We start from the raw sequence: 11,726 nt of genomic DNA on the forward strand, positions 1-11,726 counted from the left end.
ATCGCAGCGTGGCCTGCTGGCATGCGTTCGAGCCCGACGTGCCTGCCGATGGGCCGGCCGTGGCCGCAGGCGCCGCGCCGGCCATCGAACGCGGGCAAGGCGAACCGCTGGTCGAGGCCATCCGCCTCAGCAAGCATTTCCCCGGCGGCCGCGGCCTGTGGCTCGGGCGCGGCCCGTCGGTGCGCGCGCTGGACGAGGTCTCGCTGACGATCCACCGCGGGGAGACCTTCGGCCTGGTCGGCGAGTCGGGCTGCGGCAAGAGCACGCTGGGCCGGTTGCTGCTGCAGCTGGACACACCGACCTCGGGCGAGGTCCGCTACGCCGGACGCGCGCTGCACACGCTCAAGCGCAGCGAGCGCCAGCAGGCGCGCCGCCAGATGCAGATGATCTTCCAGGACCCCTACGGCAGCATCGACCCGCGCTGGACCGTGGGCCAGGTGATCGCCGAGCCGCTGGTGGCCCATCGCGTGGGCACGGCGGAGCAGCAGCGCGTGCGGGTGGAGGAGCTGCTCGAACTGGTCGGCCTGCCGGCCAGCGCGCGCACCCGCCATGTCCACGCCTTCTCCGGCGGCCAGCGCCAGCGCATCGGCATCGCCCGCGCGATCGCGCTGGAGCCCGGCTTCGTGCTGGCCGACGAGGCGGTCTCGGCGCTGGACCTCTCGGTGCAGGCGCAGGTCATCAACCTGCTGTCGGAGCTGCGCGAGCGCCTCCAGCTGACGACGCTGTTCATCGGCCACGGGCTGAACGTCGTGCGCCACCTGTCCGACCGGATCGGCGTGATGTACCTCGGCCGGCTCGTCGAGGTGGCGCCGGCCGACGAGCTGTTCCGCCGGCCCGCGCATCCGTACACGCGGGCGCTGATCGCCGCGATGCCGCAGCCCGATCCGCGGCGCCGCCGCGAGTTCGTCTCCCCGATCGGCGAGCTGCCCTCGCCCACCGCCCCGCCCTCGGGCTGCCACTTCCATCCCCGCTGCCCTGCCGCCACCGAGCGCTGCCGGCGCGAGGTTCCGCCGCTGCTGCCGATCGCCGAACAGCGCACGGTGGCCTGCCATTTCCCCCTGAACTGAGGACCCCTCCATGAGCACCGAAACGAACTTCAGCTACAACCCCGTGCCCGGCCAGAAGGAGTCGCTGCACGAGATCTTCCGCCAGCTGCACGCCTGGCGCGTCGAGCACCTTCCGCCGGAGCAGTTGAAGGTGAACGTCGACCAGCGACAAGCTCTCGTCGACGAGGCCGACCCGGACCAGTGGATCAAGGCCGGCGACCTCGTCCATCCGTTCAGCGTGCAGGAAGTGGACGGTCCCACGCTGACGCTGGACGGCCTGCTGGAACGCGGCCCGCTGGTGCTGGTGTTCTTCCGCTTCGAGGGCTGCCCGGCCTGCAACCTGGCCCTGCCCTACTACCAGCGCAACCTCTTCCCGCAGCTGCAGGCGCTGGGCGCCACGCTGCTGGCCTTGAGCCCTCAGGTGCCGGAGAAGCTCGTGGAGATCAAGCGCCGGCACGCGCTGGGCTTCCATGTGGCGACCGATCGCGACAACGCGCTGGGCCGCCGCTTCGGCATCCTCTACACCGCCGACGAGGCCTCGCAGCAGGCCGCGCTGGCCCGCGGCCGCACGACCGGCGAGACCACCGGCACGGGCACCTGGCAGCTGCCGCAGCCCACCGTGGTCGTGATCGACACCGAGCGCCGCGTGCGCTTCGCCGACGTGCATCCCGACTGGCTGCTGCGCACCGAGGCCGAGCCGGTCCTCGCCTCCGTCGAGGCGCTGCTGCGCCAGCCGGTCGCGGCCTGACCGGGGGAGGCCGCCATGGAACTCGCCCTGCCCCCGCGCCCCGATGGCGGCAGCAGCCATGCGGTCGGCATCGGCGTCGTCGTGGCCGTGCACCTGGTGATCGGCTATGCGATCGTCAGCGGCCTGGCCCAGCGCGTGGTGGACCTGGTGAAGGAGCCGATCGAGGCACGCCTGATCGACGAGCCCAAGCCCGCGCCACCACCGCCGCCGCCGCCCGAGCCGCCCAAGGCCGCCATCGTCAGGACCGCGCCGCCACCACCGGCCGCGCCCTATGTGCCGCCGCCCGAGGTGGTGGTGGCCGCGCCTGCCGCGCCGGCGCCGACGATCACCGCCGCCGCCTCGCCGGTGCCGCCACCGGTGGTGCAGGAAGCGAAGCCGGCCCCGCCGCCCGCCCCGCCGGTGCGCGGCAGCGAGCCGGTGCCGCTGAGCGTGGCCTGCCCGACGCAGGTGGCGCCGGTGCTGCCGCGCCGCGCCACGCAGGAAGGCATCAGCGGCCAGGTGCGCGCGCAGGCCACGATCCGCGGCGGCAAGGTCGTGGACGTGCAGATCCTCGCCTCCAGGCCGCGCGGCCTGTTCGACGCCGCGGTCCGCAACGCGCTGCTGCAGTACGACTGCAACGCCAGCGGCGCCGACGAGATCGTCGCCGTGCAGACCTTCGACTTCCGCCCCGACTGAGGGCGCTTCCCCAACGACACACCGGAGTACCGATCATGAGCAACATCCTCATCAGGAAGTTCAACGCAGCGCTGACGCTGGCCCTGCTGTCCGGCGCCGCCCTGGCCCAGCCGGACGGCAAGGCCGCCGTCTCCAACCCCTACGGCATCGACGCGCTGTGGGCCCAGGGCGACTTGGTGGCCCGCGGCACGCTGGTGCTGCTGGTGCTGTTCAGCCTGGGCAGCTGGTATGTGCTGGCGACCAAGCTGGCGCAGAGCCTGCGCCTGTCCCGTGAGGGCCGCCAGGCGCGCGACACCGTGCTGCGCGCCGAGACGCTGGCCGCCGGCGCCGCCGTGCTGGACGCCCGCAGCACCTACCGCTACGTGACCGAGACCGGCCTCGCCGCCGACCTGCAGTACCAGGGCGCCGTGGCCGAGCATGTGGACCGCAACGAGTGGATCAATGCCAGCCTGCAACAGGCCGTCGACGACGTGCAGGCGCGCCAGCAGGAGGGCCTGGCGCTGCTCGCCACCGTCGGCGCCACCGCGCCCTTCGTCGGGCTGTTCGGCACCGTCTGGGGCATCTACCACGCGCTGACCGAGATCGGCATCGCCGGCCAGGCCAGCATCGACAAGGTGGCCGGCCCGGTCGGCGAGGCGCTGATCATGACCGCCATCGGCCTGGCCGTCGCCGTGCCCGCGGTGCTGGGCTACAACTGGCTGGTCCGTCGCAACAAGGTGACGCTGGACGCGGTGCGCCGCTTCGGCACCGAGCTGCACCGCGCGCTGCTGGGCGCGCAGGTGCTGGCGCCGCTGCCGCCTGCGGCGGCAGCGGCCAGGGCCGAGGCTGCCCGCCCGCAGGCCCGGCGCCAGGAAGTTGCCGAGGCGCTCGGATGAGCCGCGGCCTGCGCCTGGTGGCCGCCGGCGGCAGCGAGGACGCGGTCAACGCCAGCATCAACACCACGCCGCTTGTGGACGTCATGCTGGTGCTGCTGATCATCTTCCTGATCACCATCCCGGTCGTCACGAAGACGGTGCCGCTGGAGCTGCCGAAGCAGAGCAACGTCGCGCGGCAGACCAAGCCCGAGAACATCGAGCTCTCGGTGGACCGGGACGGCGCCGTCTACTGGAACGCGCAGCGCCTGGCCGGCCAGGCCGAGCTGTTCGAGCGGCTGAAGGCCGTGGCGGTGCAGGCCCCGCAGCCGGTCGTGCAGATCCGCGGCGACGGGCGCGGCCGCTACGAGCCGGTCGGCCGCCTGCTGCTGGCCTGCCAGCGCGCCGCGATCTCGAAGATCAGCTTCATCACCGAACCACCCGCGAAAGGATGAGGACCCCATGGCCATGAGCATCGGCCCGGGCGCGGGCCCGGGCAGCACCGAAGTGATGTCGGAGATCAACACCACGCCGCTGATCGACGTGATGCTGGTGCTGCTGATCATGCTGATCATCACCATCCCCGTGCAGCTGCACGCGGTCAACCTGAACCTGCCGCAGGGCACGCCGCCCCCGCCGCCGAAGCCGCCGGAGGTGGTGCGCATCGACGTGGACGCCGCGGGCCGCATCACATGGAACGGCGAGCCCTTGCCGGCCGACCAGGTGGAGCCGCGGCTGAAGGCGCAGGTCGCCGAACTGCCGGAGCAACCCGAGGTCCACCTGCACCCGGACAAGCGCGCGGGCTACGACACCGTGGCCGCCGTGCTGGCCGCGGCGCAGCGCGTGGGCGTGACCAGGCTCGGCGTGACCGGCCACGAACAGTTCATCGATTGACCAAGAGAAGAGAGACCAGACACCCATGACCCAAGCACGACGACAACTCCACCTCGGCCTGATCCTGCACGGCACCGGCGCCGGCTGGGGCGACTGGCGGCACCCCGAGGCCCACCCGAAGGGCAGCATCGACATCGAGCTCTACACGCGGCAGGCGCAGCTCGCCGAGCAGGGCCGGTTCGACTTCCTGTTCGTCGCCGACAGCGTGTCCATCAACGAGCGGTCCAGCCCGCACTACCTGAACCGCTTCGAGCCGCTGACCATCCTGTCGGCGCTGGCCACGGTCACCCGGCGCATCGGCCTCGTCGGCACGGTGACGGTCAGCTACAGCGAGCCCTACACGGTGGCGCGGCAGTTCGCCTCGCTGGACCACATCAGCAAGGGCCGCGCGGGCTGGAACGTGGTCACCTCCTGGCTCAGCGGCAGCGCTGCGAACTACGGCAAGCCGGAGCATCCGCCGCATGCGGTGCGCTACGGCATCGCGGCCGAGCACCTGCAGGTCGTGCAGGGGCTGTGGGACTCGTGGGAGGACGACGCGATCGTCGCCAACCGCGAGACCGGCCAGTTCCTCGACCCGGCCAAGCTGCATGCGCTGAACCACCGGGGCGCGCACTTCTCGGTGGCCGGGCCTCTGAACATCCAGCGCTCGCGCCAGGGCCAGCCGGTGATCTTCCAGGCGGGCGCCTCGGAGGACGGGCGCAATTTCGCGTCGAAGCAGGCCGACGCGATCTTCGCCGGCGGCGGCAGCTTCGAGGAGGCGCAGGCCTACTACGCCGACGCGAAACGCCGCGCCGCCGGCTTCGGCCGCGCGACGGGCCAGCCGCTGGTGCTGCCGGGGCTGCGCGTGATCGTCGGCAAGGACCAGGCCGAGGTCGAGCGCAAGTACGCGCAGGCGCTGTCGCTGGTGCGCATCGAGGAGGCGCTGCCCGCGCTGGGCCGCTCGTTCAACGACCACGACTTCAGCGTCTACGAGCTGGACGCGCCCTTCCCCGACGTGGCGGCGCTGGGCAGCGAGAGCAACCGCAGCGCCTCGGAACGCATCGTCAGGCTCGCCCGCAGCGAGCAGCTCACGCTGCGTGAGACGGCGCTGCGCGTGCTGGCGCCACGCGACGAGTTCGTCGGCACGCCGGACCAGGTGGCCGATGCGATCCAGCGCTGGTTCGAGCAGGGCGCGGCCGACGGCTTCATCTTCGGCCAGGTACTGCCGCACGACCTGCAGGACTTCGTCGAGCTGGTGGTGCCGCTGCTGCAGCAGCGCGGGCTGTATCGCCATGACTACGACGCCGAGACGCTGCGCGGGCACCTGGGGCTGGCGGTGCCGGAGAACCGCTACACGGCGGCGCGGCGGGCCGCCTGAAGTTGGAGCTGGGGGGAGGGGCTCCGCCTTGCGGCGCATCCGGTCGATCGTCATCCGATCGAGAGCGCACGCTTCAGCGGATGTCCACCTCATACTGAAAACCGGCGGCGGAGCCGCGCGTGCAGCGCCACTCGATGGGTGCGCCCGCGAAATTGAAGGCCACACGCTGTACCGCGATGACCGGGCTGCCGGCCTCGATCCCCAGTCTCTCGACCAGCGCCTTGCCGGCGACCTCCACCGTCAGCCGCTCACGGGCCGAGGCGACCAACTGCTTGCAGACCGACTCGTAGAGCGGGTAGAGCAAATCGCCGAAGTCCTTGAGCTTCAACTCGACCAGCGGTTCGAAGCGCGCCCGGGGAAGCCAGATGTCCTCGGCCAGCACAGGCTGGTCGTCAATCAGCCGCAGACGGGACAGAAAGATGGCTTCCGGCTCGGACTCGTCCAAGCCCAGGGCCTGACGCACTTCGACCGGAGGCTTCCTCACTGAACGGCCGAGAACCCTGCCGGTCGGTTGAACGGCCTCTCCCGACTTCGTCTTGAAGCGGAAGAACCGGAACAGCGACGAGGTGAAGTCGGGCCGTCGCACATACGTGCCCTTGCCCTGGCTGCGCGTCAGCACGCCCTCGGCGACCAGCATGTCGATGGCTTTGCGCACCGTGCCGGTGGCCATGCCGTAGCCCTGGTTCAGTTCTGCTTCGGTCGGAATCGCGTCTCCCGGGCCCCATTCGCCGTCGGCGATGCGACGCAGCAGGTCGTCCCGCAAGCGCTGGTACAGCGGCAGGCGTTCGTCGTGCACCGCAAGTCGGTTCATGATGATGTCATCTAGTTGACTGGACGACTATCACTCTAGCACCGCCGATTTCAATTTTCGATCCACGGGTTTCCACCAGGAGCCGGTCGTTCACAAGCTCCTACATTATTCATATGGTCATATATATGACTAGCTGAATTTATCAGACAGGCAGGAGACATGATGTTCACTTGGTACAGGCAGATCTCGTCGAACGAGCGCAAGACCTTCTGGGGCTGTTTTGCCGGCTGGGGCCTCGACGCCCTGGACGTGCAGATGTTCACGCTGGCCATCCCCGCCATCATTGCTGCCTTCGGCATCGACAAGGGCCAGGCCGGCCTGATCAGCGGCGTGACGCTCGTCTCCTCGGCCCTGGGCGGCTGGATCGCCGGCGCGGTGTCGGATCGCTTCGGCCGCATCCGCACCCTGCAGTTCACCATCCTCTGGTTCTCGGTGTTCACCTTCCTGTGCGCCTTTGCCCAGACTTTCCCCCAGCTGCTGGTGCTGAAGGCCTTCCAGGGTTTCGGCTTCGGCGGCGAATGGGCGGCCGGCGCCGTGCTGATGGCCGAGACCATCCGCAACGAGCATCGCGGCAAGGCCATGGGCGGCGTGCAAAGCGCCTGGGCTGTGGGCTGGGGAGCGGCCGTGCTGCTCTACACGGCCATGTTCAGCTGGCTGTCGCCGGATGCGGCCTGGCGCGTGATGTTCGGCATCGGCCTGCTGCCAGCCCTGCTCGTGGTCTACGTGCGGCGCCATCTTCAGGAGCCGTCGAAGCCCAGGCCCGCACCGAACGCGGCGACGGTGCCGATGTGGCAACAGGTGACGCAGGTCTTCTCGCCGCGCGTGCTGAAGACGACGTTGCTGGGCGCACTGCTTGGCACCGGCGCGCACGGCGGCTACTACGCGCTGATGACTTGGCTGCCGACCTTCCTGTCCAAGGAGCGTCATCTCTCGGTTCTCGGCACCGGTGGCTACCTGGCAGTCGTCATCTTCGCCTTCTGGTGCGGCTGCATGGCCAGCGCGCAGCTGCTGGACCGGATCGGGCGCCGCAAGAACATCGCCTTCTTCGCGCTGTGCTGCGTGCTGACGGTCTCGGCCTACACCTTCCTGCCCCTGACCGATTCGCAGATGCTGTTCCTGGGCTTCCCGCTGGGCTTCTTCGCCGCGGGCATCCCAGCCAGCCTGGGCGCCCTGTTCAACGAGTTGTACCCGGCCGAGATGCGCGGCGCCGGTGTGGGCTTTTGCTACAACTTCGGGCGCATCGCTTCGGCTGCATTCCCGGTTCTGGTGGGCTACATGAGCAAGTCCATGCCCTTGGGCGAGGCGATCGGCATCGACGCCGCCATCGCTTACGGGATCGCCATGCTGACGGTGCTGTTCCTGCCTGAGACCAAGGGACGCGCGCTTGGCAGCGCGGCGCCTGGGAATGACGCCGCATCCGCAAATCCCGTGGCCGCGCGCTGAGGCCTGACGCCATGCCAAACCCCCTGAATCGAGACCATCCCCATGAGCAACCGTCGCCAGTTCAATGCCGCGCTGCTGAGCGCCGCGGCGCTTCCGCTCGCGGCCTGTGTCAACGCGACGCCTGACCGGCGGACGACGATGCGCATCGACTGCCACGCCCATGTCTTCACCCGTGACCTGCCGATGCCCGACCGGCGCCGCGCACCGGCCGGCTACGACGCCAGGCCGGAGGACTACCTGCAGCAGCTTGACGCCAACGGCATGACGCACGGTGTGCTTGTGCAGCCCAGCTTCCTGGGCACCGACAACAGCTACCTCGTCGCCACACTGCGCAGGTATCCCGACCGCCTGCGCGGTATTGCGGTGGTGGAGCCCACGATCACGGCGCAAGAGCTGCAGGCGCTGCAGGAGGCCGGCGTCGTCGGCATCCGGCTGAATCTCGTCGGCCTGCCGACACCCGACCTCGCCAGCGGCGCATGGCGTGCCCTGCTGGCCGAACTGAAGGCGCGGCAGTGGCAGGTCGAGGTCCATCAGGAGGCCCGTGAACTGCCGTCGGTGATCGACCCGCTGATGCAGAGCGGCGTTAGCGTCGTCGTCGATCACTTCGGGCGGCCCGATGCCGAACGGGGCATCGACGACCCGGGCTTCCGGTACCTGCTCGGCCTGGGCGCGACGCGCAGGGTCTGGGTCAAGCTGTCGGGCGCCTATCGAAACGGATCGAAGGGTCGGGGCGAAGCCACGGCGCTTGCCGCGATGCCGCTGCTGCGTTCGGCCTATGGCCTGGACCGGCTGATCTGGGGGAGCGACTGGCCCCATACCCTGTTCGAGAAGACGGCGGACTACATGAGTCAGCGACGCCTGCTTGACACCTGGCTGCCCGACAGCGTCGATCAGCAAATCGTTCTCGGGCAGACGCCGGCGCGACTCTATCGCTTTGCCTGAGCCCTCCGCGCTCACAGGCAGCGGGGGTGCCGATCGGCCGCAACAGTCCCGTCCCGCCCGGTCCGGCGTCTTCGGCCGACGTGCAGGGCCATCTCCCAGACGGATGGGTCAGCCGGCCATGCGCCACCACAGGAACAGTGCCGCGACGGCCATGGTGGCCATCGTCACCGGCACGCCGATGCGCGCGTGCTGGCGCCAGTCGATGATGACGCCACGGCGCTTGGCGGCATCGACGACGATGATGTTGGCGATGCTGCCGACGATGAACAGATTGCCCGCGAAGGTGCTCGCCAGGGCCAGCAAGGTGCCTGCGAGCGGATGGTGCGCGACAGGCAGGAGCAGCATCACGGCAGGCACATTGGAGACCAGATTGGACAGCACGAAGGCGGCCCCGAACAGGGGCGCGGGGTGGTCCAGGTGGAGACCCAGCTTCGTCGAATCGGCCACCAGTTGCGCAGGGAGCCCCGTGCGTTGGAGGGCGTCGTTGACGACAAAAAGCCCCATGAAGAGCACGAGCAGTTCCCAATCGACCAGGCCCAGGGTCCTGCTCGACTGCAGCTTGCGGCTCAGCAGCAGGATCCCGGCGACGGTCAGCGCCACCACCTCTCGCGGCCAGGGCGCGTACAGAAATGCCACGACGATGGCCAGCGCCGCCAGGATGCCCTTCGCGGTCTGCCAGCGGTCCAGGACTTGCGTTTGGGAGTCCTGCAGGGTTTCAGGCGCCATGGCGCCGGTGTACCTCCAGCGGCCCTGGGTGCGGAACACGATCACGGCCCAGGTCAGCATGAGCCCGGCAAGCACCGGAGCGGCCGCCTCGGCGGCGTAGCCGGCAAAGGACAGGTGCAGTGTCTGGCCGATCAGCATGTTCTGCGGGTTGCCGATCAGGGTCGCCGCCGAGCCCACATTGGACGCGCAGGCCAGTCCCAGCAGAAACGGCAGCGGGTCCAGGCCCCGGCGCGTGCAGGCGTCCACCAGAACGGGAGCGACGGCCAGGCAGACGATGTCATTGCTGAACACGGCTGACAGCAAGGCGACGGTTGCGATCAGTACCGCCAGCAGCGCCGGCGGCGAGACGGGGAGCGCCGACAGGCGGATCGTGATCCAGTCGTAGAAGCCGCTGAGGCGCATCTGCGCGGACACGACCATGAAGGCGAACAGCAGCAGCAGTGTCGACAGGTCGATCGATTGGGCGGCCTGCTCCACCGTGACGAACTCGGTCGCGATCATCGCGATTGCGCCCAGCAATGCGATGCCGGTGCGATCGAGCTGCAGGAATGGCAGTCCACCCAGGATCATGCCCAGGTAGACGATGCCGAAGATCGTGAGGACGGTTGCGGTCATGCGCGCATTGTCGCTATCGAGGCGGTGGCCAGTTCGAAGGCTTGCGGGTGCTGGTCACGGAGAGCAGCCGCCGCTCGTGGACGTCAGGAGCTGGCCGTCATGGACGACCAACCATCGAGGCTCAAGATGGGAAGCCTCCCGGCAAGCGCCCATGCCGACCTAGTTGATGATCTCGCCCATGCCGTTCCGAATCTTGCGTCGTAGCTCCAGGACAAAATCGGCGTCGAACTTTTCCCAAGCCTCGATTTCGCCGAGGATCTTCAAGGGCAGCCCGCTTCTGTAAGAGCGTGTCGGATTGCCAGGGAACTTCTTGTCAGTCACGTTGGGATCGTTCTCGAACTCGCCGGTGGGCTCGACGATGTAGACACGCGGTTTGCCGCTGCCTCTGGCGATTTCCGCGGCCAGGCCGGCGCCCTTGCTCAGAGCTGTGAAGTAGATGTGGTTCATGACCAGTCCGTCTCTGTAGTTCGAGTTGAAGCCCGCGGTGAGCATGTCGCCAACGCGCAGGTCGGCCCTCGTGCCGTGGAAGAACGGTCCGGTATCCCGCATGCTCAACGACCCAGCAGCTGCAACTGCCCTTCCACGTAGTCCGTCAGGCCAGGCGGCAGCATGCCGCCATCGCGGGCACGGGTGTAGGCGGCGATGGCGTCGGCCTTGTTGCCGGTGGCCTGCAGCGAGGCGCCGATGCCAACCAGCCAGGTCGGCTTGGCGGGGTCGGTGCGCAGCGCGACCAGGTAGTGCCTGATGGCCTCCTCATGGCGCTGCTGCCGCTGCAGCAGCATCGCGTAGAGCGCGTTGTAGGCCGCGTCGTCGCCGGCGTCGGGCAGGCCCTTTTCCAGCGTGGCGATGGCGCCCGGCGAATCGCCCGTCTCCAGCTGGAGACGGGCCAGCGACATCGCGAAGCCGCTGTCCTGCGGCTGCTGCCGCAGCCCCTCGCGCAGCAGCCGCATGGCGTCGTCGAAGCGCGCGCTCTCGATCTGCAGGTCCACCAGCGCCTGGCGGGCGCGCGCGTTGGCCGGATTGAGCTCCAGCGCGCGCAGCAGGCCGCGCCGCGCTTCCTCGCCCCTGCCCTGCTGGTACTGGGCCACAGCGGCGCGGTAGAGATTGTCGGAATCCTGCTGCGGGCTGGTCTGCTTGACCGCCAGCTTGGCCCCGGGCGTCATCGGCGCCGCCGCTGGGGCCGACGCCACGGCCGGGGCAGGCTCAGCCTTGGCGGCCGGCGCCGCCATCCTCGCCGCACCGGCCAGCGCGCCCGTGGCGACGGCCACGATGTTCACGGGCGCAGGCGTCGTTGCAGGAACCGATGCCGGCATCGCCGCAGGCATCGCCACGGATGCGGGCAGGATGGGTGGCGGCGCCGGGATGGGCGCGCTGACCGCCGCCATGCGCGCCGCGCCGATGCTCGGCCGCAGGACCAGCCAGGCCGTCGCGCACACCGCCGCGCCGAGCACCATCAGGGCCGCGCCGCGCGCATGGCGCATCAGCGGATGCGGCAACGCCGCCACCGCGGACCCGGCGCCCAGGGCCGGACGCTCGCGTCCCGGCGCGGCATGGCGGGCATCCAGGTCCTTCAGCATCTTGTTGATCAGGCTCATCGAGGCACCATCCATCCGTAGGT

The 11,726-nt window shown here is 69.6% G+C and carries 13 protein-coding genes; 9 read left to right on the forward strand and 4 right to left on the reverse strand.

Annotated elements, in window-relative coordinates:
* The first annotated feature begins 83 nt into the window (after positions 1-83).
* Genes B0W88_RS24960 through B0W88_RS24990 form a run of 7 tightly spaced genes read left to right on the forward strand, consistent with a single transcriptional unit; the run spans position 84 to position 5,571 of the window.
* Positions 84-1,067, forward strand: coding sequence for an oligopeptide/dipeptide ABC transporter ATP-binding protein (locus B0W88_RS24960; RefSeq protein WP_198937933.1), 984 nt, complete (start codon positions 84-86; stop codon positions 1,065-1,067).
* Between the two features lie 10 nt (positions 1,068-1,077).
* A complete protein-coding gene (locus B0W88_RS24965; protein ID WP_077037314.1) occupies positions 1,078-1,794 on the forward strand; it encodes a peroxiredoxin-like family protein in 717 nt (238 codons plus the stop codon).
* A 15-nt stretch (positions 1,795-1,809) separates the two neighbouring features.
* Positions 1,810-2,469, forward strand: a complete 660-nt coding sequence (locus tag B0W88_RS24970) for an energy transducer TonB (protein ID WP_077037315.1) — start codon at positions 1,810-1,812, stop codon at positions 2,467-2,469.
* A gap of 35 nt (positions 2,470-2,504) precedes the next feature.
* The gene (locus B0W88_RS24975) at positions 2,505-3,344 is read left to right on the forward strand and encodes a MotA/TolQ/ExbB proton channel family protein (RefSeq protein WP_083749054.1); all 840 of its coding nucleotides are present in this window, start codon (positions 2,505-2,507) and stop codon (positions 3,342-3,344) included.
* Positions 3,341-3,775, forward strand: coding sequence for a biopolymer transporter ExbD (locus B0W88_RS24980; protein ID WP_077037316.1), 435 nt, complete (start codon positions 3,341-3,343; stop codon positions 3,773-3,775). The genes B0W88_RS24975 and B0W88_RS24980 overlap by 4 nt, the downstream gene beginning before the upstream one ends.
* 7 nt (positions 3,776-3,782) lie before the next feature.
* On the forward strand, positions 3,783-4,214 hold the full coding sequence (locus tag B0W88_RS24985; RefSeq protein ID WP_077037317.1) for a biopolymer transporter ExbD: 432 nt from the start codon (positions 3,783-3,785) through the stop codon (positions 4,212-4,214).
* Between the two features lie 25 nt (positions 4,215-4,239).
* Positions 4,240-5,571: an LLM class flavin-dependent oxidoreductase gene (locus B0W88_RS24990; RefSeq protein ID WP_077037318.1), complete on the forward strand. Its 1,332-nt coding sequence runs from the start codon at positions 4,240-4,242 to the stop codon at positions 5,569-5,571.
* 73 nt (positions 5,572-5,644) lie between these two features.
* Here the strand turns inward: B0W88_RS24990 and B0W88_RS24995 are convergent, their stop codons facing one another.
* Positions 5,645-6,382, reverse strand: a complete 738-nt coding sequence (locus tag B0W88_RS24995) for a GntR family transcriptional regulator (RefSeq protein WP_077037319.1) — start codon at positions 6,380-6,382, stop codon at positions 5,645-5,647.
* Positions 6,383-6,544: 162 nt separating this feature from the next.
* Here B0W88_RS24995 and B0W88_RS25000 point away from each other — a divergent pair, with 162 nt between their 5' ends.
* Positions 6,545-7,825, forward strand: a complete 1,281-nt coding sequence (locus B0W88_RS25000) for an MFS transporter (protein WP_077037326.1) — start codon at positions 6,545-6,547, stop codon at positions 7,823-7,825.
* A gap of 42 nt (positions 7,826-7,867) precedes the next feature.
* Positions 7,868-8,767, forward strand: a complete 900-nt coding sequence (locus tag B0W88_RS25005) for an amidohydrolase (RefSeq protein ID WP_077037320.1) — start codon at positions 7,868-7,870, stop codon at positions 8,765-8,767.
* A gap of 108 nt (positions 8,768-8,875) precedes the next feature.
* On the opposite strand, the gene B0W88_RS25010 is transcribed toward B0W88_RS25005, so the two are convergent.
* The 3 genes from B0W88_RS25010 to B0W88_RS25020 form a co-directional block, all read right to left on the reverse strand.
* On the reverse strand, positions 8,876-10,108 hold the full coding sequence (locus B0W88_RS25010; protein WP_077037321.1) for an anion transporter: 1,233 nt from the start codon (positions 10,106-10,108) through the stop codon (positions 8,876-8,878).
* Positions 10,109-10,267: 159 nt separating this feature from the next.
* A complete protein-coding gene (gene arr / locus B0W88_RS25015; RefSeq protein ID WP_077037322.1) occupies positions 10,268-10,663 on the reverse strand; it encodes an NAD(+)--rifampin ADP-ribosyltransferase in 396 nt (131 codons plus the stop codon).
* Positions 10,660-11,726: lipopolysaccharide assembly protein LapB (locus B0W88_RS25020; RefSeq protein WP_144006949.1), on the reverse strand; the 1,067-nt coding region annotated here is incomplete at its 5' end. The genes B0W88_RS25020 and arr, both read right to left, overlap by 4 nt.

Origin of the sequence: Pelomonas sp. KK5 (genome assembly GCF_001984095.1) — a bacterium.
Taxonomy (GTDB): domain Bacteria; phylum Pseudomonadota; class Gammaproteobacteria; order Burkholderiales; family Burkholderiaceae_C; genus KK5.